The 21,247-nt window shown below is 70.8% G+C and carries 19 protein-coding genes; 6 read left to right on the top strand and 13 right to left on the bottom strand.

The window, feature by feature from the left end; translation table 11 throughout:
- Positions 1-241 precede the first annotated feature (241 nt).
- Positions 242-1,765, top strand: a complete 1,524-nt coding sequence (locus tag AAW51_RS25575) for an alpha/beta hydrolase domain-containing protein (RefSeq protein WP_047196875.1) — start codon at positions 242-244, stop codon at positions 1,763-1,765.
- 59 nt (positions 1,766-1,824) lie between these two features.
- Here AAW51_RS25575 and AAW51_RS28555 read toward each other — a convergent pair whose 3' ends face one another.
- Positions 1,825-3,084 (bottom strand): M23 family metallopeptidase, encoded by a 1,260-nt coding sequence (locus tag AAW51_RS28555; protein WP_053013907.1) that lies wholly within the window; start codon positions 3,082-3,084, stop codon positions 1,825-1,827.
- A 341-nt stretch (positions 3,085-3,425) separates the two neighbouring features.
- On the opposite strand from AAW51_RS28555, the gene AAW51_RS25565 reads away from it, so the two are divergent.
- Positions 3,426-4,328, top strand: coding sequence for a LysR family transcriptional regulator (locus AAW51_RS25565; RefSeq protein ID WP_047196874.1), 903 nt, complete (start codon positions 3,426-3,428; stop codon positions 4,326-4,328).
- A 9-nt stretch (positions 4,329-4,337) separates the two neighbouring features.
- Here AAW51_RS25565 and AAW51_RS25560 read toward each other — a convergent pair whose 3' ends face one another.
- The 9 genes from AAW51_RS25560 to AAW51_RS30530 form a co-directional block, all read right to left on the bottom strand.
- Positions 4,338-5,147: a hypothetical protein gene (locus tag AAW51_RS25560; protein WP_047198305.1), complete on the bottom strand. Its 810-nt coding sequence runs from the start codon at positions 5,145-5,147 to the stop codon at positions 4,338-4,340.
- Entirely contained in the window at positions 5,144-5,911 is a 768-nt protein-coding gene (locus AAW51_RS25555; RefSeq protein ID WP_053013906.1) for an SGNH/GDSL hydrolase family protein, read from the bottom strand. The genes AAW51_RS25560 and AAW51_RS25555 overlap by 4 nt, the downstream gene beginning before the upstream one ends.
- A 58-nt stretch (positions 5,912-5,969) precedes the next feature.
- A complete protein-coding gene (locus tag AAW51_RS25550; RefSeq protein WP_047196873.1) occupies positions 5,970-6,203 on the bottom strand; it encodes a DUF2630 family protein in 234 nt (77 codons plus the stop codon).
- 125 nt (positions 6,204-6,328) lie between these two features.
- Positions 6,329-7,327 carry an HlyD family secretion protein gene (locus AAW51_RS25545; protein ID WP_047196872.1) on the bottom strand — a complete coding sequence of 333 codons (999 nt, stop codon included), beginning with the start codon at positions 7,325-7,327 and terminating at the stop codon, positions 6,329-6,331.
- The gene (locus tag AAW51_RS25540; RefSeq protein WP_169788079.1) at positions 7,324-9,426 is read right to left on the bottom strand and encodes a TolC family protein; all 2,103 of its coding nucleotides are present in this window, start codon (positions 9,424-9,426) and stop codon (positions 7,324-7,326) included. The genes AAW51_RS25545 and AAW51_RS25540 overlap by 4 nt, the downstream gene beginning before the upstream one ends.
- A 36-nt stretch (positions 9,427-9,462) precedes the next feature.
- A complete protein-coding gene (locus AAW51_RS25535) occupies positions 9,463-10,788 on the bottom strand; it encodes a glycosyltransferase family 2 protein (protein ID WP_053013904.1) in 1,326 nt (441 codons plus the stop codon).
- A gap of 3 nt (positions 10,789-10,791) precedes the next feature.
- The gene (locus tag AAW51_RS25530; RefSeq protein WP_053013903.1) at positions 10,792-12,174 is read right to left on the bottom strand and encodes a TackOD1 domain-containing metal-binding protein; all 1,383 of its coding nucleotides are present in this window, start codon (positions 12,172-12,174) and stop codon (positions 10,792-10,794) included.
- A gap of 148 nt (positions 12,175-12,322) precedes the next feature.
- Positions 12,323-13,609 (bottom strand): pectin acetylesterase-family hydrolase, encoded by a 1,287-nt coding sequence (locus tag AAW51_RS25525; RefSeq protein ID WP_053013902.1) that lies wholly within the window; start codon positions 13,607-13,609, stop codon positions 12,323-12,325.
- An 80-nt stretch (positions 13,610-13,689) separates the two neighbouring features.
- Positions 13,690-14,424 carry a hypothetical protein gene (locus tag AAW51_RS30530; RefSeq protein ID WP_047196871.1) on the bottom strand — a complete coding sequence of 245 codons (735 nt, stop codon included), beginning with the start codon at positions 14,422-14,424 and terminating at the stop codon, positions 13,690-13,692.
- A 529-nt stretch (positions 14,425-14,953) separates the two neighbouring features.
- Here AAW51_RS30530 and AAW51_RS25515 point away from each other — a divergent pair.
- Both AAW51_RS25515 and AAW51_RS25510 read left to right on the top strand, forming a co-directional pair.
- Complete coding sequence (locus AAW51_RS25515; protein ID WP_047196870.1) at positions 14,954-15,682, top strand: response regulator transcription factor; 729 nt, start codon at positions 14,954-14,956, stop codon at positions 15,680-15,682.
- Between the two features lie 11 nt (positions 15,683-15,693).
- Entirely contained in the window at positions 15,694-16,995 is a 1,302-nt protein-coding gene (locus AAW51_RS25510) for a sensor histidine kinase (protein ID WP_047196869.1), read from the top strand.
- 4 nt (positions 16,996-16,999) lie between these two features.
- On the opposite strand, the gene AAW51_RS25505 is transcribed toward AAW51_RS25510, so the two are convergent.
- Positions 17,000-17,959, bottom strand: coding sequence for an alpha/beta hydrolase (locus tag AAW51_RS25505; RefSeq protein WP_047196868.1), 960 nt, complete (start codon positions 17,957-17,959; stop codon positions 17,000-17,002).
- A 244-nt stretch (positions 17,960-18,203) separates the two neighbouring features.
- Here AAW51_RS25505 and AAW51_RS25500 point away from each other — a divergent pair, with 244 nt between their 5' ends.
- Positions 18,204-18,968 (top strand): SDR family oxidoreductase, encoded by a 765-nt coding sequence (locus AAW51_RS25500; RefSeq protein WP_047196867.1) that lies wholly within the window; start codon positions 18,204-18,206, stop codon positions 18,966-18,968.
- Between the two features lie 54 nt (positions 18,969-19,022).
- Here AAW51_RS25500 and AAW51_RS25495 read toward each other — a convergent pair whose 3' ends face one another.
- Positions 19,023-20,129 carry an AI-2E family transporter gene (locus tag AAW51_RS25495; RefSeq protein ID WP_047196866.1) on the bottom strand — a complete coding sequence of 369 codons (1,107 nt, stop codon included), beginning with the start codon at positions 20,127-20,129 and terminating at the stop codon, positions 19,023-19,025.
- Positions 20,130-20,397: 268 nt separating this feature from the next.
- Between AAW51_RS25495 and AAW51_RS25490 the strand changes: the two genes are divergently transcribed.
- Positions 20,398-20,799, top strand: coding sequence for a GFA family protein (locus tag AAW51_RS25490; RefSeq protein ID WP_047196865.1), 402 nt, complete (start codon positions 20,398-20,400; stop codon positions 20,797-20,799).
- Positions 20,800-20,819: 20 nt separating this feature from the next.
- On the opposite strand, the gene AAW51_RS25485 is transcribed toward AAW51_RS25490, so the two are convergent.
- Positions 20,820-21,170, bottom strand: coding sequence for a hypothetical protein (locus AAW51_RS25485; protein ID WP_047196864.1), 351 nt, complete (start codon positions 21,168-21,170; stop codon positions 20,820-20,822).
- Positions 21,171-21,247: the final 77 nt, after the last annotated feature.

Genomic DNA, 21,247 nt, shown 5'->3' with positions numbered 1-21,247 from the left:
ACCGTTACGCAACCGACACCCCATGGTTGACCTTCCCGTGGGCCCTGGCCAAAAGGCACATTGCTTTTGCCGGAGCGGCCCCACCGCCTCCGGCAGGGCCAGGGAAGCCGTGATTCAGGCGGCGTGAAAAACACGCGGCGCCTCCCGCATCGGCGTGATACGAGCAGCCGGTCGATATTCCCTGCGCCTTGTGTTTCTCCTTCTTTTCTCATTCTCAAAAACTCGCAGGAGACAGACAGCAATGCAGGACAGCTGGACACCCACTCATAAAGCGCTCGCCGGCGTCGCCCTCACGATTGCGGCCGCAGCGCCCGGCGTTTCGAAGGCCACGACACCTTTGCCGAGCATCACCGGCCCCCTCCCGGTCACGCCGACGTCTTATCCCTTCGGGGCCGCCGACCACACGCTGCGACCCGAGAAACTCAAGCAGCACGGTTATGTCGAAGAAGAGTTCTTCGCCAGCGGCACAGCGAATGTCTACAGCTGGCCGGCGCCCGGCCCAGCGGTGGTGCGCACCCCCGATGCGCCGTACACCACGCGCGTGCTGGTGCGCCGCCCGGCCAAGGGCCGCAAGTTCAGCGGCAATGTTGTCGTCGAGTTGCTCAACCCGTCCAACTTGTTCGACTTGAACATCGGCTGGGGCTTGTCGGGCGATCACTTCATGCGCAACGGTGACGTCTGGGTCGGCATCACCGTCAAGCCGGTGTCGGTGGTGGCGCTGCAGCGCTTCAACCCCGCCCGGTATGCGTCCCTGTCGTTCGCCAACCCACTGCCGCTGGACGACCCGCGCAACTGCACCGTGACCGCGGCCGACACCGTGCGCACGACCGAGAACGGCCTGGTCTGGGACATCTACAGCCAGGTCGGCGCGTGGCTGAAGAGCCAGCACCCGAGCAACCCCTTGCGCGAGAGCGCCGGCTTTCGCGTCGACAAGCTCTACGGCTTCGGCTATTCGCAGACCGGCGGCTACCTCTACAACTACATCAACGCCATCCATCCCCTCGAGACGCAGCGCAACCACGGCGTGCCGCTCTACGACGGCTACGTGGTGGCGGTGGCCGGCGGCGCCTTTGTCGGCGCCGTGCCGATGAACCAGTGCGAGGCGGCCCCGCCCGTCGGCGATCCGCGCCGGCAGTTCTCCCATGTGGGCGTGCCCATCATCCACATCATGTCGCAGTCCGATTACCTGCCGGGCCTGAGTGCCCGCCGTCCCGACAGCGACACGTACACCGACCGCTACCGCCATTACGAAATGGCCGGTGCCGGCCATGCAACGCCGGATGAGTTGTACAGCGCGGCAGCGCCGGACGACATCGTCGCGGCGGGCCGCCCGGTGCCGCCGATGGCGTGCAACGAAGGGCCGCGCAGCCGCTTCCCGTCCGGCCTGCACTTCAATGCCGTGTGGCAGAACCTCGACCTGTGGGTGCGCCGCGGCATCGCGCCACCGCGCGCCGAGCCGATCGAAGTGGTCCATGGCCAGCCGGTGCTGGACCTGTTCGGCAACGTCGTCGGCGGGCTGCGCTCACCTTATGTCGACGTGCCGACCAGCACCTGGAACGGCACCTCCACCGGCGCCAGCTTCTGCTTCATCGCCGGCCATGAGCTGCCCTTCGACGCGGCCCGGCTGCGCCAGCTGTACCACCACGAGCATGTGTACCGCTGGAAGGTCGCCGACAGCGTGCAGCGTTTGCTGCGCGAGCGCTTCATCACCGCCCCCGATGCAGCGGCGGTGTTGAAAGAGAGCAAGCGCGTGAAGTTCCGCTGAAGCGGCCGCGGTGCCGGGTTCGACCTCGGGTCGAGGCCGAACCCGGCCCGCGTGCGGCCTCAAGGCGCCCGGCAGTCGCCCTGGGCCGGGAAGTTCACCGGGCTTTGCGGCTGGCCCTGGTGGATGGCCCGCAGGAAGCGCTGGCTGCAGTAGCTGGGCGACGCACCCCAGTCGCCGTTCCAGCGCTTGATCTCGAGGTGCAGATGCGGTGCGCCCGATTGACCGGTATTGCCTGAATACAGGATCAGCTGGCCAGCCGTCACGCGTTGCCCCGGTTGCACACCGGCGTAGCGGTCGCCATGGCAATAGAGATAGGACAGGCCGTCGTCGCCCAGCACGGTGAGGCCGTTGCCGCAGCTGCCCTGCGAGTAGTTGCTGACCTTGCCGGCACTCACCGAATAGACCGGCGTGCCGACCGGCACCATCAGGTCGATGGCCCAGTAGTTGTCGCCCCAGTGCGCATGGCCGAGCGCACCGATGGCGCGGTTGAAGGCGTCCAGCGGCAGCGGCAGCACGTAGGGGCCGGGTTGTGGCGGCGGGGGTGGCGAGGGCGGCGCGGCGCCGTCGCACGGTGGGATGCTGTCGTAGGGGTCCTGCCGGGTCCAGGTGTTCACCGCGGGCAGATAGCCCCAGCCCCGTCGAGCTTCATGGCCGGGTGTGCTGCGGTCGCCCTGGGTGTAGTACCAGACGTTGTTGCCGCCGGCGTGCGTCGCCCCTCGGGTGTGGCAGACGAAGTAGCTCGTCGTGCTGTCGAGGTAGCCGATATGGGTGTTGCTGTTGGCCTCGCGGTACAGCCGTGCCGCGCCGTCGTTGTTGGCATACCAGACCGTCGACCAGCTCTTGCCGGTGTTCGGGTCGGACACGTTCTTCCGGGCCTGCCACATGTCGGGCCGGCACTCGGGGATACCGGGGTACGGGTCGGTGGTGGTCGACACCTTCACCGCGGGCACATAGCCCCAGGCCTTGCGCGATTCCCAGCCGGGGGCCGCGACATCACCCTGCGTGTAGTACCAGACATCGTTGCCACCGGCATGTCGTTCCCCGCGGCGGTAGCAAGCGAACCAGCTGGATCGTGTCTGCAAGGTGCCGACGGGCGTCGTGTCCTGCGGGCCGGCGTACAGCGTTGCGCCACTGTCGCTGCCGCACTGCCAGACCTGGCCCCAGCTTTGGCCTGTGTTGGGGTCGCGCCGCGACTCGCCGCGCGGCGTGCATTCGGCGGCCTGGGCGGTGGTGCCGGACCACAACAGCAGGGCCAGGGCGAACGGGATGGGGCGGCTGAGCGGCTGCGGCAGCCGTCGGCGTCGAGCGGAACGGATCACGGGGTCTCCTCCAAGCGTGTGTGGTGCGCCACCGAAGTCGGTCGGAACTGCAAGGCCCGAACGCGGTGGCAGCCACGGCGCCCAGGGGCCGCTGAAGGGGGAGCGGCGGGGCGCTCTGCAGCACCCTCCGGGGGCGACCCGAGCGACGCGCGGACCTCGCCGCACTCACCTCCGTGCGGCCCGCCCATGATGCCGACGCTGTTTTTGAAACGCTGTTGCAGAAACTCGAGATGTCGCAAGCAAGCGCAAAAGACAAGCGTAACGGTGGCGCCGCGTCGTGGAGCAGCAGCTCCTGGTGCCCGGGCATTACGATGCGGGCCCGACCCACAACCCTTCCTCCGATGGATCGATTCCAGGCCATGCAGGTGTTCAGCAAGGTCGCCGAACACCGCAGCTTCGCGCGCGCGGCCGAGCAGCTCGACCTGCCGCGCGCCACCGTGACCAGCGCGGTGCAGCAGCTCGAAACCCAGCTCGGCGTGCGCCTGCTGCAGCGCACCACCCGCCGCGTCTCGCTGACCGAGGAGGGCGTGAGCTACCTCGAACGCTGCCAGCGGGTGCTCGAGGAGCTGGCCGAGGCCGAACACCTGTTCTCGACGCGTGTGCAGCCCCAAGGGGTGGTGCGCCTCGACCTACCCGAGCGGCTCGGCCGTTTCAGCGTCATCCCGGCCTTGCCCGAATTCCTGGCGCGCCACCCCGGCCTGCAGCTGCGCCTGAGCACCTCGGACCGTTTTGTCGACCCGGTCGGCGAGGGCATCGACTGTGTGGTGCGGGTCGGGACACTGCGCGATTCCAGCCTGGTGGCGCGCCGTGTCGGCACGCTCGAACAGATCAACCTCGCGTCGTGCGCCTATCTCGAACGCCACGGCCGCCCGCGCAGCCCCGACGACCTGGCCGACCATTGGGCCGTCAACTACTTCTCCAGCCGCACCGGGCGCGATCTCGATTGGGAATACGAGCAGGACGGCGAGGTGCGCTCGCTCAAGCTGCGCAGCCGCGTCTCGGTGAGCAACTCGGACGCCTACCTGGCCTGTTGTGTCGCGGGCCTGGGTCTGATCCAGGCGCCGCGCGACGGCGTGCGTGAGCTGCTCGACACCGGCGTGCTCGAAGAAGTGCTGCCGCGCTGGCGTCCGCAGGCGCTGCCGGTGTCGGTGATCTATGCGCACCACCGCCACCTGTCGCCGCGCGTGCGGTGTTTCGTGGAATGGGTGAGCGAGGTGCTGGCCGCAGCGCTGGCCCGCGCTTGAGGGCCCCGGTCAGAGGGCCGACCAGTAGGCGCCGGCGTAGCCGCGATAGGGATTGCCGTAGACACTGCGCCCGGCCTCGCGGTGCTCCGCCATGAAGGCTTCCACCGCGGCCGGGCTGCCGCCCTTGTACATCTCCTTGAGCACCGCGTCGGGCAGCAGCGCGCGGTAGCGCACCGGCACACCGGCATAGGCGGCGCCCTCGGGCAGGTCGGGCGGCACGTCGAACGGATCGAGGAAGCGGCTTTCGCCGAACTCGCTGTCGTAGTGGCGGCGGGCGCGCTGGGCGGCCTCCAGGATGCCTTCGATCACGTCGGTCAAGGTGCGGCCGCTGATCTTGGCCCGCCACGACGCGCGCAGGAACAGCAGGTCGCCCGGGTCGACGCCGGGGCACAAGCCCTGGTAGGCCGCCGTCAGGCAATGGTCGCTGGCGGCGAGCAGGCGCTGGGTGTCGGTGGGCTCGCGCTCCAGCAGCGTCAGCACCTGGCCAAGCGACGAGCCCTGCAGATAGTGCTCGGGCGGCACTTCATAGCCGGGGTCGCCGGGGTGGTGGTGGTCGACCCGCACCACCGCTTCGCGGTCCTGCAGCGCGCATTCGACGAACACCGCGGGCGCCTTGGGCAGCAGCAGCGCCGGACGGTGGACGTTGTCGGCGCGCACGTCGACCACACTGTCGGCCTGGTAGGCGGTTTGCGGCGTGCAGCGGCGCCCGCTCAACGCGGCATGGACGCGCGGCAGCCCGGCATCGTCGAGCACACGCTCGATCTCGCGCATCTCCGGGTCCTGGGCGCCCAGCACGAAGGTGCAATCGTGGTCGATCACGCTGCGCTCCCCGGGCCGGTGCGGGACTGCAGCGCCGCCCAAAAGGCACGGCGCACTTCCGAGGCGCCTCTGAGGCTGGGCTCGATGGTGCGGGTGAACCACGACGGGTCGCCCTTCAGGAAGTGCCCGTGCAGGTCCACCAACTGTCCGTGGCGCGCCGCGACGGCGGCAATCACGTCGTTGACGCGGCGATGGTTGGCGCGGGCGATCGAGGCGTCGACGCCGAGGAAGTTGCGACGGTCGTCCCCGAGGGTCGGGTCGTAAACGTTGCCGAGCAGCACCGGGCGGATCGGCAGGCCGGCGACGAAGCGCGCCAGGGCGGCCTCGAAGGCGCGCACGCCGGCCCCGGTGTCGGCCGCCAGCCCGCGCAGCAAATCGTTGCCGCCCACCGTCAACAAGGCGACCGCACGCCGGCCGGGCGGCGCCAGGCCGCGCGCCTGCGACGGCAGTCCGTCGACGGTCGCGCCGTCGACTGCCCGGTGCACCAGCCGCGCCGGCCCGTGCGACTGCAAGTCCTGCCCTTTGAAGTCGGGAAACAAGCGGTCGTCGTTGCGCACCAGCAGCTCGCCGGGGTGGACGCCGTGCTCGTTGTAGCGCGCGCAGTCGAGGATGGAGTCGCCGAAGGTGTAGACGGTGAACGGCTCGGGGGCGGCCCGCGCGTCGCGCTCGTCCCGAGAGGCGGCAGCAGTGGAGGTCAGGGCTGACAACAAGATGGACGAGCCGGCGGCGATGAAACGCCGGCGCGCAAACGGGGTTGTGGACATCGGGGCGCAAGCCCGGCGCGAGGACGCGCCGCGGGCGAGGATAACTTTTCGGGGCAGTTTATTGGAGGTAACGCTCGACGGTGCCGACGTCGCGCACCTGGGCGCCATTCGGATCGTCGCCGAACTCACGGCGTGCGCGACGCTGCCTCAGCAGGTCCCAGCACTGGTCGAGTTCTTCTTCCAGATGCTTGATGCGGTCGGTGTGCTGCTCGGGCGCGTCGGTGGCGGCGCGCAGCCGGTTCTCTTCTTCGACCAGTTCGTTGATGTGTTGCAAGATGCTCTTGTCGCTCATGGTGTGGGCCTCCGGTGTTGCGGCTCGGACGCTCGCGGTGCGCGCAACAGGCGCGCCCGGCAGCGCCGTCGGGCCTCCGGATCAAACGGGCAAGTTGCGCACCCGCGGCGGCCTTGGCGAGGCCGTTACCAGAGATGGTCGAAACGCACGTCCAGCGGCAGGTAATGGACCCGGTAGTGCTCGGGCAGCGGCACGTCGGGCTGCAATTCCACCACGATGGACTGGGAGCGCGGCGTCAGCGGCGACACCCGCTCGGCGGGCAGCCGGGCGGCCTCGGGCGCCACCGCGGCGACTGTCGCACCGATACGCCCGCCGTCGAGAAAACGCAAAGTGGCACGCCGCCCGATCTCGGCGTAACGCGCCCGGCCCGGCTCGACATAAGCGCGCACCCGCGGCGCCTGGCCTCCGCGTACCACCGCGACCTCGCTGTCGCTCGACACCCATTCGCCGGGGCGCACCAGCACCCGCACCACGGTGCCGGTGAAAGGCGCCGTCCCGATCGGCGGCCCGAAGGCCGGCCGGGCCGCCGCGGGCGGGGCCGGCGGCGGCGGGGCGGGTGGCGCAGGCGGGGTGGCGTCGGAGCGTGCCCGCATCACCTCGGCCTCGGCCTGCAGCAGCTGCGCCTGCGCCGTCTGCACTTCAGCGGCGGTGGCCGCGCCTTGCGACGCCAGCCGCTCGACCACCCCGAGGCGTTCACGCCGCAGCGCCAACTGCCGCTGCGCCAGGCGCACCGCGGTGGTGAGGGCAGGGTCGGGCCGGGGCGCGACGGCCGGGGCGGGGGCGGCCGACGCCGCTTCGGCCACTGGCGCTGGCGCCTCGGGCGGCTCCAGCAGGCCCAGCGCCTGCTGCCCCTGCACGCTCGCGCCTTCGCCGAGCAGCGTCGCGACACGCCCTTCGGCGCCGGCGCGCAAGGTGACCTGCTGCGTCAGCACGAAGCCGGGCGCCGTTTCCCACCAGTAGGTCGACAAAAAGCGCCCGACGAAGTACAGCGGCGGCGCGATCACCAGCGCCAGCAGCAGCCGCCAGCGCCAGCGCGGCACGCTGCGCTTGGCGGCGGCGTAGCGCACCGCGAGGCCGTTGGACTCCTGCGCCGAGCCGGGCGGGGCGTCGAACTGGATCTTCACGGCGGCGCCTCCCCGAACGCCTCCCAGGACTGCACCACCACACCGTTGAAGTTGGCGTGGCCCGAGAGCGCCGTGTCGAGCCGGCGCCAGCGCTCCAGCGAGGCGCGCTGGCCCAGCTGGTGGCTGCTTTCGGTCGCCGGCAGTTCCGGCTCGATGCTCTGCGCGATCGCGATCGGCAGCTGCGGGTGCGCGGCGAGCAAGGGGCGCGCGATCTCGACGACACGCTGCTCGCGGGTCACATAGACCATCAACACCGCCTCGGACAAGCCGGCGGCGACCAGCTGCTCGACCAGCGTGCGGTCCTGGAACTCGCGGTGATGGGTGGTCAGCGCGACCGGCAGCGGCGTGACGGCACGCACCGCGGCGATGGTCTCGACCACCCGCTGGCTCCAGTCGGCCTGCTGGGCGGCGGGCAGCTGGCTGCGCTCGAGGTCGAGGTTGAGGCCGTCGAACTCGAAGCCGCGCAGCTGCGTGATCAGGGCCAGCAAGCGGGGCCGGGCATCGGGCCGCACCCAGGTCGGGTCGCCGAGCAGCAATTCGACCGTGAGGCCGCGTGCGTGGGCCAGCGCCAAAAACTGCCGCAGCACCTGGGCCGCCTGGGGTTGCCCCAGTGCGCGGATCTCGGTGCCGCTGAACGAGACCATCAAGCGGCGCGTGGCGGGTGGCAAGCGGTCGAGCCCGCCGAGCGCCAGCAAGGGGGCGATACGCCAGGCGAACCATGCGAGGGGCGCCGTGCCGGGTGACGCTGCCACGGCGGCGGCACGTCGCTGGGCCGGGGCCATGCCGGACAAGGCCGCCAGCACCTGCGGTTCAAGCGGTGCGGTGTCGGGCTGGCCCGGTGGGGATGCGGCGGTGGGCTGCGTGGCACAGGGCGAACCGTGCAGCGCCACCAGCCCGTAGCGGGCCAGGTCGTGCCGGTGGCGGCTCGCGATCCCATCGAGCGACGCCTGCAGCAAGGCGTAGCGGGTTTGCAACTCGCGCTCGAGCACGTCGCCGTCGAGGCGGTGCGCCCGCAGCCGCGCGACGCGCCAGGCTTCGAAGGCGGCGTCGCGCTGGCGGGTGGCACTGGCGACATCGCGGGCCCGCAGTTCGAGGTCTGCGACCCCACGTTCGACGGCCAGCCGGTGCTCGGCAAGGCGGCTTTCCAACGCCAGGTCGGCACGCGTCAACTCGGCCATCGCGACACCGCGCTGCGCGTCGCGTGCGGCGCGCCAGGCCAGCGGCACCGACACGTCCACCGCCACCACCGCACTGCTCCCCGACTGACCCGGCATGTCGCGGCTGTAGCGCTGCGCCACGCTCAGCCCCGCCTCCACGCCGCCGGAGGCCGGCAGACCCAGCAGGCGGCGGCGTGTTTCCACCTCGGCCGCCGCCCGGGCCACCGCGGGGTCGTGCTCGGCGCGCGCCTGTAGGGCTTCGCGGGTCAGGCAGTGCACCTCGAGCGGCGGCTGTTGCGGCTGCAGCGGGGCCACCTTGCGGCCGGTGAGCCGCGCCAGCTGGGTTTCGGCTTCGGCGTGCAGGGCCTGCTCGCGCGCCTGTTCGCGGCGCGCCAGGTCGAACATCGACGCGAAGCCGAGGCGATCGGCTTCGAGCAGCAAGCGGGCCTGCTGCCGCGCCGCCAACACGGCGAGGGCCGACGTTTCATCGCTCAGGAAGGCCTCGATCAACCGCAAGCGCCGCTGGCTGTACAGCACCTGCAGATAGGCCGTCGCGACCAGGCGCTTGACGTCGGCCTCGACTTCGCGGCGCCGCCAGCCGGCCACCTCGACCGCGGCGCGCGCGTCGGCCTGCTGGCGTTCGGCCGCCTGTCGGTCCCCCAGCAGCGGCCAGCGCAGGCCCAACTGCCCGGCCGCCTGACGGTAGTCGCGCACCGTCCGGTCGTCGGTCGGCTCGCGGTTGTCCGAGTACGACAGACTGCCGAAGGCGCGGGCACCGGGCTCGGCCGCGGCTGCCGCGGCCCGCTGGCGCAGCACTTCCAGCTCGGCCTCGGCCAGGCGTTGTTCCGGGGCTGCTGCGACCGCCCAGGCCTCCAGCGCGGCCAGCGGCTGTGCGCGCACCGGCACCGCCACCGACAGCATCGACCACAGGAGCAGGAGCACGGGCAGGCGCCAAGGCATGGGGAGCAAGGGACTCGATCAGAACTTGGTCTTGCGCAACACCCACCAGGGCGCCATCGACGAGTCGAGGTGGCCCTTGAGGAACATCTCCTGCATCAGCGCCAGCGAGCTGTGCACCCGCGCCGCAAAGGCGAACAACGGGAACAACGGCAGGTAGACGAGGTACATGAAGTCGTCACGCGGCCGCTCGGAGACGGCGATCACGTAGAGCCCGTAATAGAGCGCCAGCGCGGCGAGATAGATCAGATAGACATAGGCCAGCACGCCCAGCACCGAGCCGGCCGGCAAGGTCCAGAACAGCACGCCGGTGTAGGCCACGATCACGAAGGGCATCACCAGCTGCAAAAACAGGCCGTTGACCAGCACGAACAGAAAGTTGCGCCAGCCCAGCAGCCGCGGCCGCAGGTTGTAGCGGTACTTGCGCACGAACAGGTAGAACAAATCGCCTTCCCAGCGCAGCCGCTGCTTAAAGAAGCCGGCGAAGGTGTGCGGCGCGTCGGTGTGGCCCACCGCGTGCGGCTCGAACACGATACGCAGGTCCGGGTAGCGGCCGAAGTACTGCTTGATGCGCAGCGTGATGTCGAGGTCTTCCGCGGTGCCCGCGTCCCAGCCGCCGATGCGCCGGACGAAAGCGGTGCGGAACACGCCGAAGGCGCCCGAGATGTTGTTGACCAGGTTGAACTCCGACAACCCGGTCTTGCCGGCGCCGATCGACAGCATGTATTCGAGCGCCTGCAGGCGCGCCGCCAACGAGCGGGCGGCATTGCGCACGCGCAGACAGCCGGCCACGCCGACCACGTTGGGGTCGTCGAAGTGGCGTGTCGCCTGGCGCACCATGTCGTTGTCGAACGAGGTGTCGCCGTCGAGCGCCATCACCACCTCGCCGGTGGCGAACTGCAGGCCGGTGTTGAGGGCCGAGACCCGGCCGCCGCGCTGCCACTTGGGCACCACCACCAGCTGGCGCCGCGCCAGCCCGGCCACCGCCTCGGTGCAGGCGCGGGCGGCCTGCAGCGTGTGCTCGTTCTGCACCGCGCCGTCGATGATGGGGATGATCTCGATCACGCCGGGGTAGACCTGGTGCGCCAGCGAGTAGATGGTCTGGCGCACGTCCTCACCCTCGGAATAGCAGGTGATGATGCAGGAGACGCGCGGATAGCGCTCGCGCTGGCGCAGCGGGGTCACCTGGCGCAGGCCGTAGCGGACCATGCCCAGCACCACCAGCACATACATCGGCAGCTCGAGCACGACGGCGAACGGAAAGAACTTCAGCGCGATCTCGAACCAGCTGGCGCCGCCCGAGGACTGCAGCATGGCCTGGAAGGCGTAGACGGCCTGGTCCCACACGGCTCAGGCTTCCTGCGGGTGCGGTAGGCGTTCGAGGCGGCTCATCATCTGTTCGGCGTTGTCCTGCGGTTCCAGTTGTTCCGGCGCTTGCAAATAGCGCACCCGCAACTGCATCTCGGGGCCCGAAGCCGGTTTCTGCTCGGCCAGCATCCGGTCGAGCCGAGCGGCCAGCCCGCCGGCGCTTGAGAACGGCAGGAACAGCCACAGCCGCTCTTCGGTGCTGCGGGTGGTGATGTCGGACTGCCGCAGCAGCTCGTGCAGGCGGCGCGCGAACTCGTCCAGCAACAGGAAGGCGCGCGGTGCGCCATGCACCTCGACCAGCTGCTCGGCGTTGAGGAACTCGATCAGCATCAGGCCGAAGGGCATCTCGTGGCGCGCTTGCGCCGCCAGCGCCCACTCGATCATGTGGCGGAAGTGCGCCGGCGCGACGTGGTTGCCGATGTCCAGCGCCGCGAACGATTCCTGGATCTGGCCCGAGCGCAAGGCGGCGCGGCCGCTGGCGCTCAGGCGCAGCGAGCTGACCTCGCGCACGTCCAGCTCGGCCGGGTCGGCCTCGGTGCGGCAGTCGAGGCAGCGCGCCAGCACCCGGGCCTCGACGAAAGCATGGTGGCAGTGGGCGCAGGCGTACTGCGTCAACGGGCGGTCGTAATCGACGCCGATATGGCGCAGCCGGGCGTTGCACTTGGGGCAGGCCAGGCCCCGCTCGTCATGGAAATCCGCCTCCGGCGCGACGAAGCCGCAGGTGAAGCAGTGCAGCGACGCCGCCTTGCGGATCTGGAGGCTCGAACAATGCGGGCAGACGTCGACGAACTGCAGATGGGCGCTGCCGCACTGCCGGCAGTGGCGGGTGCGGTCGTGCAGCGTGGCCGGCTCCAGCAGCCGCCGCCGCGTCAGCGTGGCGAGCCAGGTGTCGACGTCCTCCGGGCGCTCGGCCAGCGCCTCGGCGACCGGGTGGCGGTAGAGCGTGCGGGCCTGTCGGTCGGGCACCGGCACCAGCTCGGCCGGGTCGCGTAGATAAAGGTAGTAGAGCAGCCGCTCGTCGAAATGCAGCGCCGCGGGGTCGAGCTGCAGGCTTTGCTTGCGGCCTTCGGCGCGGTCGCAGGCGGCCAGCGCTTCGTCGCGGGTGGCGGCACCGTCGAGCAGCGGGGTGACCGCTTCGCCGGGGCCGCAGAAGCACAGCCGGTCCCAGAACGGCGAGCGGCGGATGGCCGAGGCCAGGTCTTCGCGTTGCGCCGCCTCGCCGCCGGCCAGATAGAAACCGAGGGGGTTGACGCCGGGGTCCAGCAACGATCGCCAGGCTTCAGCGCCACCCGCCGCCAGGCGCGACGCCGCGGACGGGTCGAGCACGACCAGGGTCGGGGGGATGTCGGCGGTCGGGCGCTGCACTGCGGGCGGTCTCCTGTCGGCACAGGGGAGGCAAGCGGCGCGCCAACAACGCGCCACCGCCTGCCGCATTGCGCCACGGAGCGCCTGCAGCAGGCGTCAGCGGGTCCGCCAGCGCCGTGTCGGACCCTTCCGACAGGAGGGCGGGCCGTCAGGGCTGGCCGAACAACCGGAAGAACAGCGAGGCCAGCGCCTGCACCGGGTTGACCGGGCGGCGGTAGTCGGAGACGTTGTCGGTCTCGTAGTGGCGCATCGGCGCCGCATCCCGGCCCAGCGTGTTCTCGACCACCGGCTCGATCGACTTGATGCCCTGCTCTTCGATGCCCGTGCCCGAGAAGTCGACCAGCGTCAGGCAGTGCGAGTCGCTCAGCTCGCGCCAGAACGCCACGTGGTAGCCGACGTTGTCATGCTGGCGCAGCTGCGGCAGCCATTGCGCGATGTCCTGCTGCCAGCGCGCGTTGATCAGCGCACGTCGCGTGGCGGCATCGGGCGCGTTCTGGATGTCGGGGAAGAACTTGGCATAGCTGAAGTCCGAGTAGACGCCGTCGGCCTGGAACAGCAGGTAGGAGAACCGGTCTTGCGGATAGCTTTGCGCCAGCGCGCTGCTGACGCTGCCGAGGTTGTTCACGTCCAGGCCCGCACGGTTCGCGAAGCTCTCGATCATGCCGCCCGGGCGGTCCAGTCCCCACGCCTCGCGGATGCGGTTGTGCAGCGGCAGCGACGGCGACTGTGCCGGTGTCGAACTGCGGGGAGCGGGGAACAGCGGGCCCGAATCGGCCAGCAAGGACGCCCGCTGCGGCTCGAGGATGTCGCGCACCAGCGGGTAAGTGCCGGTGGCGCCGGCGCCCCCCGCCGAGAAGCCCGAGACCAGCAGCTCGGGCGGCTGGCCGATGTGCTGCCGCACCCACTGCGCCGCGCCGGTGATGTTGGCCTTGCCGCGGTGGTATTGCACCTTCGGCTGCGCCGGCTGGGTGTCGTTGTACACCTGCACCGCGCTGCCGGTGTGCACGTCGCCGGTGCAGTACGGCAGGTAGACGATGTTCCAGGCCTGCGTGCGGACCCGGTCGAACGGGTGCAACCGTACCGAGAAGGGCGTGACCAGTCCGAACGCCGCGGTGTTCAGCTGCGTCAGGTAGTTGGCCGGCACGCCGTCGGGGTTGGTCGCGCTCAAGCGGCCCTTGCCCAGGCACGCGTCCTGGTCCCAGCAGGCGCCGCCGCCTTCGTAGATGAACACCGTGTTGCGCGTGAAAGGCGTGCGGTTGACGAAAAAGCGGTACGGCGTGCCGTTGCCGCAGGCGGCACCGGAGGCGGCCGGCAGCTCCACCACGTCCCATTGAAAGTAGCCGGCGCTGGCGCAGGGCGCGAGCACCGCCAACACCGGCGCCAGCGCCCAACGCCGGATGCGGCCGGCCCAGCGAGAGTCAGTCCTTGTCTTCATCACCTTGTTTTCCTTCGAGGGGGGGGACACAGTGCCCGGCTCGCCTCGAGGCCTGGTAGGGCGCATGCCCGCAGGCCGCGCTAGCGTCCGTCGCCGAACACCGACTGCCGCAGCGCGTCGAGCTGCGTTTGCAGTTGCTGCGGCTGCCGCTGCGAAGGCGGCAGCGCCTGCCAGGCCGCGACGAGGGCGGACTCCTGGCGTTGATAGGCCTGGACGCGCGGGTCGGCAGCGGGCGGCGGCGGCGTGTGGCGTCGCCGCCAGGCGTCGAGGGCCGCGGTGCGCTGCGTGGCGTCGGGTTGCAGTGTGTCCAGCAGCGCGCTCTTGAGCAGCTGCGCTTCGGGCAACGACATCTCGCCCCGGGTGATGCGTTGTTCGAGGCCGGCGTCCAGCTCGCGTGCGAGCGGCTGCAGCTCGTGCAGCGGTGCGCCTTGTGCGCGCTGCGCCTGGTAGAGGTCGAGCGTGTGCTGGTAGGCCATGTAGTCGGCCACACGGGCGATCTCGGCATCGCGCTCGGGATGGTCGCGCAGCGAGTCCTGCAGCTGCGCCCATTGCGAGGCACTCATGCCGCGCGGCGGGGGCAGGTCGGTCGCTGGCGCGGACGCGGAGGGCACAGGGCTCTCGTCGTCGTCGGCGGTGGTGGCCACCGGGGCCTCTTGGGCGGCCGGCCCGTTGCCGAACGGAGAGGGCGTGCGCCAGCCCACATCGGGCTGCTGCGCCGCGGCGGCCGGCGCCACCACCGGTTCACGACGCTGCCACCAGACGATGGTCAACGCGGCGAGCAGCAGCGCCGCGAGGGTGAGATGGCGGCCTTTCATCGCGCGCCCTTCCGCAGCATGGGCCCCGGCGGCGGCCGGTCTTCGAGAGGGGGGCGGTGTAGCCCCGCGACGGGGGCTGGAGCAGGGCCCATCGAGCGGGCTTCTGCGGAGGTGACACGCGGACGAAGGTACTTCACATTGCCTCTTGCCAAAACAGGGCGCGGGCCGGAGGACATGTGCCGCCCGAACCCTAGGGCCGCGGCACCTGTCCACCACCTCCAGCCGGCCTCCAGCGCCCGCCGCATGGTGAGCATGCGGGAGCGACAGGCCGACGGCGAGGCCATTGTGTGGTGGCGTCGAAGGGGGTCGCAGGAGACCCGGATGCGACCAGGGCCGAGGGTGATCGGGTCATCCGTTCGGCCTCTGAACAAAGCGCTCGGCATCATCACTCGCCGCCGCGGATCGCACGAGCGCCTTCGGCGCAGTCGCGTCTAGCCGCGCGCGGCGTGCCTCTACACTCGCTGCCCATGAGCAACGCCCGGCCGCCCGAAGGTGCTCGCGCCGCAGTGCGCAGCACGGAGGCTATCGAATGACCGCCCGGACCACCCGTGCCCTGGTCATGATCGTCGACGACGACGCCGAACTGTCGGCCATGGTCGCGGAACTGCTGGCCCGCGAGGGCTGGGACAGCCATGCGGTGCTGACCGGCGGCGATGCCGAGCGCGACCTCGCGCGGCTGCGGCCCGATGCCGTGCTGCTCGACCTGATGCTGCCCGACGCCAACGGCCTCGACCTGTGTCGCCGTTGGCGCGCCGCGCAACCAGCGCTCGGCATCGTGATGCTCACCGCCCGCGGCGACCCGCTCGACCGGGTGCTGGGCCTGGAGATCGGCGCCGACGACTACCTGCCCAAACCGTTCGAGCCGCGCGAACTGGTGGCCCGGCTGCGCGCCTTGTTGCGACGCCAGGGGGCGCCGCATCCAGCCGGCGCAGCAGGTGGCGGCGCGATGTTGCGGTACGCCGGGCTGAGCATCGACCTGCTGCAGCGCGAAGTGCGGGCCTACGACCGGGTGGTGGCGCTGACCAGCATTGAATTCAAGCTGCTGGTCGCGCTGGCGCGTGCGCCCGGCCAGGCCCTGTCGCGCGAACAGCTGTGCGAGCAGGTGCAAAGCGGCACCTACCGCCCCCAGGAGCGGACCGTGGACGTGCAGGTGGCGCGCTTGCGGCGCAAGCTGCGCGACGCCAGCCCCGGGCAGGAATGGATCGACACCGTGCGAGGCGAAGGCTACGTGTTCGTGCCGCGCGGGCGTGAGGACTGATCAGGGGCCGCATGCGTCGTCGCTTCGACAGCCTGTTCACCCGCTTGCTGCTCGCGCAGGCGTTGTTCGCGGTGGTGCTGTTCACCAGCTTCGGTGCCGTCTACGTGCGCGACCGTAATGCCATGCTGGCGAGTGTCGCGGCGCAGCAATGGGCGCCGCCCCTGGCCGCCGCAGCGGCGGCGCAACCACTGCCGACCGGCGATGCCCTGCCCGTCGAGCGCCGCGCTGCGGTCCCGGACGATGCCGTGCGCCCCCGCGTGTTGGCGCCGCGCCTGCGCACCTTCCGGCGCGAGTTGCAAGCGCGTGGCGTGGCGGTCGGGTCGATCGCCTTCAGCGGGGACGGGAGCGCGCAGCGCCTGTGGCTGCAGGTGGACCCCGGCCACGGCGTCGCGCCCGTCTGGCTCGGCATCGACGCGCCCTTCCTGACGCCGGGCGACAGCCAGCGGGTGTGGCTGGGCCTGGGGCTGACGGGCTTGCTGGTGGTGGGGCTGGCATGGGCGCTGGCGCGCTGGCTGACCCGCCCGCTGGCACGTTTGCATCGGCGCATCCGCCGCGGTGAACCTGCGGGCTCGGCGCGTCCAGCCGGCTGGCGTGTGACACGCGAGATCGCCGAGATCGAGCACGCCTATGACGTGCTGCTGGCAAGGCTCGCGCAGCAGCAACGCGAACGTTCGCTGCTGCTGGCCGGTGTCTCGCACGATTTGCGCAGCCCCTTGAGCCGCATCCGGCTGGCCGCTGAGCTGTTGCCCGAAGACGAAGCCCATGCGCGACGCCGCGACACCATCATCGCCAATGTCGCCGCCGCCGACCGGCTGATCGAGAGTTTCCTCGACCTGGTGCGCACCGAACAATCGGCCACCCGCGAGGCCGTCGACCTGGCCGCCCTCGCGCGGCGGGTGGTGGCGGGCTTCGAACGTGAGGAGGCCGAGCTGCGGGTGGATGCGCCTCCGGTGCTCGAACTCACGCAGGCCGACCCGCATCTGCTCGAGCGCGCCTTGTTCAACCTGGTCGACAACGCGCTGAAGCACGGCCGGGCGCCAGTGCGGCTGCGCGTGAGCGCAAACGCGCACGAGGGGGTCATCGAGGTGCGCGACGCCGGCCCCGGCATCGCGCCGGACCAGCGCGAGCACCTGCTGCAGGCGTTCTCGCGCGGCGATGCGAGTCGCGCGCAGCCGGGCTTCGGCCTCGGGCTCGCGGTGGTGCAGCAGGTGGCGGCGCGCCTTGGCGGGCGCGTCGACATGGCAGGTGGACCGGGCGACTGGCGCGTGTCGATGCGGCTGCCGCTCGACGACCGTGGCGCCTTGCCCGGGTGAGACGTCAGCGGCTCAGCAGGTGGGCGACCCAGGCGTCGAGGCTGCGCAAAAAGCTGTCGACGCGGGCCGTGTAGGGCGACGCCAACCCGAGCTGCCGGTTGATCTCGCCGTGGCCCAGGTCTTCCGGCTGCACCTCGACCCGGCTGCCCAGCGCGACGGCCTTGGCGGCGAAGCGCTGCGCATCGGGGCAGGGGGCGGCGCGTTGGCTTGAACAAACCGCGAGCAGCGGTGCGGTGGCCTGCTGGAGCAGGTGGTAGGGCGACACCGTGGGCCAGTAGAGCGGGTCGGCGCCGAACGCGTCGTCGAACAGGCCCAAGTGGCGCTGTTCCATCAACTGCACCACGTCGAGCACGGCGCTGTCGAGCAGCACCGTGCCGAGCCAGGGGCTCACACCATGGCGTGCCGTCAGCGTGGGCGAGGAGGCGAGCAGGGCCGCCAGGTGGGCGCCGGCCGAATGGCCCATCAGGATGTAGCGGCGCGGGTCGGCGCCCCATTGCGCGGCCCGCTGCTGTGCGGCCGCGAAGGCGCGTGCCACGTCGCGGGCTTGCTCGTCCGGCTGGGCCTCCGGCAGCATGCGGTAGTTGGTCGAGATCAGCACGAAGCCTTTGCCGACCCAGTGCGCGACCTTGTTCTCGACCAGCGGCCCGTGGGCCTTGTCGCCGCGCTCCCAGCCGCCGCCGTGGACCAAAAAGATCACTGGCGCTGCCTGGGCGCGGGCCGGCAGGTAGACATCGAAGCGGTGTTCGGGACGGGCGCCGTAGGGCACGTCGCGGATCACGCGCGTGCCGGCTGGCAAGGTGGCAGCAGGAGCCGTAGCCCCGTCCTGAGCGGCCGCGGCGGCCTGGCGCTCGACCCAGCGCTCACGCAAGGGGCCCGCGTGGCAGGCTTGCCAGCCGAGCGCGAGCAGCAGCGCCGCCAGGCTGCAGCCGCGTGAGACCCGGTTGGGCTTAGATGTTGACCTCATGTGGTTTCCCCGTTGATGTTGCGTCGTTGCGGGGCATGGCAGCCCCGACGGCTGCATTGGGCCTCGGCTGCACGGGGGAAGGGCCGACAGCGGACGACGAATTGTGACAGTGCTGCAACATCGCGCCCCGCCGGGCCGGCGCATGCGTGTGGGTTGGACAGGTCCGAATCCGGCCAGCCAAGCGGGGGGCTGGCTTCGACACTGAGGGCCTGATTCATCACGCAACCAACCCAGAAGGACCCGCATGTCAGCACTCTCTCAAAAGGTCGCCCTCGTCACCGGTGCCAGTTCCGGTATCGGCCGCGCCGCCGCACTGCTGTTCGCCCGCGAGGGCGCCCAAGTCATCCTCGGCGCCCGCAACGGGGCCGCGCTGGACCGACTGGTGAGCGAGATCACCGGCAGTGGCGGCACGGCCTGCGCGCTGGCCGGCGACGTGCAGGACGAACGCTACGCAGCCGCCCTGGTGAACCTCGCGCAACAGCGTTTCGGCCGGCTCGACGTGGCCTTCAACAACGCCGGCACGCTGGGGGACCTGGGCCCGCTGCCCGAGCTGTCGCTGGCGGCCTGGCACCACACGCTGGACACCAACCTGACGGCGGCCTTCCTCGCCGCCAAGCACCAGGTGCCGGCCCTGCTGGCGGCCGGCGGCGGGTCGCTGATCTTCACCTCCAGCTTCGTCGGCCATACCGTCGGCATGCCGGGCATGGCCGCCTATGCGGCCGCCAAGGCCGGCCTGCTGGGGCTGGTGCGGTCGCTGGCCGCCGAGCTGGGGCCGCAGGCGGTGCGCGTCAATGCGCTGCTGCCGGGCGGGACCGACACACCGATGGCGCAGGCGATCGTGAGCGATCCGGCACAACGGACTTTCATCGAGGGGCTGCATGCGCTGAAGCGTCTGGCCGACCCCGAGGAGATCGCCAAGGTGGCGCTGTTTCTCGCGAGCGAGGCGTCCAGCTTCGTCACCGGCACCGCACTGCTCGCCGATGGCGGGGTGTCGATCACCCGCACCTGACGCGGCGCGCCGGCCCGGCTGCTGGGGCACGTCGCCCTGGCAGCCGGTGCGCCCTCAGCGTCGCTCGTCGGGGGCCGCGGGCGCCGGCGGATGGGCCTGCTGGTCGGCCGCGGCGAAGATGTTCCAGACGGCGATGAACATGGCCGCGATCACCGGGCCCAGCACGAAGCCGTTGAGGCCGAATACCACCATGCCGCCCAGCGTGGAGATCATCACCACGTAGTCGGGCATCTTGGTGTCCTTGCCCACCAGCACCGGGCGCAACACGTTGTCGACCAGCCCGATCACCATCACACCGTAGGCGATCAGCCCCAGGCCCTTCGCGAGTGCGCCGGTGGCGAGGAAATAGATCGCCACCGGCAGCCACACCAGGCCGGCGCCGACCGCGGGCAGCAAGGACAGGAAGGCCATCAGCACCGACCACAGCACGGCGCCGTGGATGCCGAGGAACCAGAACGCCAGCCCCCCGAGCGCGCCTTGAGCGATGGCCACCAGCACATTGCCTTTCACCGTGGCCCGGATGACGGTGGTGAAGTTGCTGAACAGCTTTTGCTTGTGGCGCGCGTTGATCGGGATGGCCTCGCGCACCCGCTTCGACAACGCGCTGCCGTCGCGGATCAGGAAGAACGCGAGGTACAGCGTGATGAAAAAGCTGACCACCAGGTTGAAGGTGTCCTGGCCGATGCTGAACACGCGCGTGGCAATCATCTGGCTGCCTTGTGCCAGGCTCGTCGTCAACCGTTGCTGCATCGCGCTGGCGTCGCCCAGCCCGAAGCGCTGCAGCAACTCGGTCACCCAGCTTGGCAGCGACGCCAGGATGCGCTGGAAGTAGGCCGCGAAGTTGAGCTGGCCGGACTGGATGCGCTCGTAGACGGCCGCGCCTTCCTGCACCAGCGACGAGGTCAGCAGCATCAGCGGCAGGATCACGATCACCAGCACGATGCCCAGCGTCGCCAGCGCCGCCCAGGTGCGCCGCCCTCCGAAGCGGGCCAGCAGCCGGCGGAACAGCGGCGCGAACAAGATCGCGATGATCGAACCCCACAGCACCGCGCCATAGAACGGCAGCAGGATCCAGCCGAAGGCCAGGGAGACGATCACAAGGAGCAGCAGGAAGAACTTGTCTTCCTGGGTCAGGGGGTCGTTCGGGGTCGGTGATGCCATCAGGTCGAGTCGAAGACGCAGCGGACTTCGACAGTAGCACATGGCGCGCCCGCGACCGGCCGGCCGCGTGGCGGCGCCGCCTTGCGGCCGGCACGCCGGCCACAGCCCCGACCCGCCCAGGGCGAACCGGGGGGCGAGTTGCACGGCCGGTGCCCGCCCCCCTAAAGTCGGGCGGTCCGGTTGGCCGGGAGGGGCTGCGTCGAGGGTGCGTTCAGCATCCGGATGCGCCCGATCGGCGCGCCGATGGTCATGAAGTGGTGGGTGTGCGATGAACGAGCTTCCCTTGCATGAAGGCGGCTGTTTGTGCGGCGCGGTGCGGTACCGCATCGAAGGCGAACCGCTGACCTCGGGCTTGTGCCACTGCGCGAGTTGCCGCCGCGCCAGCGGCGCCCCGGCGGTGGCCTGGCTCACCGTCCATCGGGACCGTTTTGATTGGCTGACCGGTGCGCCGTTCAGCTACCGCTCGTCGCCCGGGGTGCTGCGCACCTTCTGCGGCCAATGCGGCACGCCGCTGACCTATCGGCGTGCCGGCGAGGAGACGCTGGACGTGACCACCGCGACGCTCGATGCGCCGCAAGACTATCCACCGCGCGAGGACACCTGGCCCGAGGAGCGGCTGCCGTGGTTTCCGTGCCTTGCGTCCGAGGCGGGCGCCGCGCGGCTTGGCTGACGCCGGCGACCGGGGGCCTGTCAGGCGCCGTCGCGCGCATACAGGCGCCGCAGCAACTCTGCGGCCCAGTCGGGCAAGCCGTCGGACAGGCTTTCGACCTGGCCGTATTCATCCCCCTCGATGACCGCGCTGTGCTCGACCGTCGCGTCGCCCTGGACGGCGAGCCGCAGCCAGCCGTGGGCGCCGGCTTCCCATTCCAGCGCGATGACACCGGTGGGCTCGACCAGCACCTCGGGTGCGGGCCAGGGGGCCGCCACCAGGTCGAGCAGCCGCTCGGCATCGGCCACGGCAGCGTCGCTGGGCGGCGACCAGGCGCGACTGCGGCCGAGGGCATGGGCCTCGGCAAGGGCGGCGGCCAAAAGCGGTGACATGGGTAGGCGGATGGGTGGGCGAGAGATCAGGCGAGGATCTTAGTGCTTCGGCACGTGGCGCTCGACTTTGAGCGCCA

The organism is Caldimonas brevitalea (genome assembly GCF_001017435.1).
Taxonomy (GTDB): Bacteria; Pseudomonadota; Gammaproteobacteria; order Burkholderiales; family Burkholderiaceae_C; genus Caldimonas; species Caldimonas brevitalea.
This window is presented reverse-complemented; position numbering and strand designations above follow the sequence as displayed.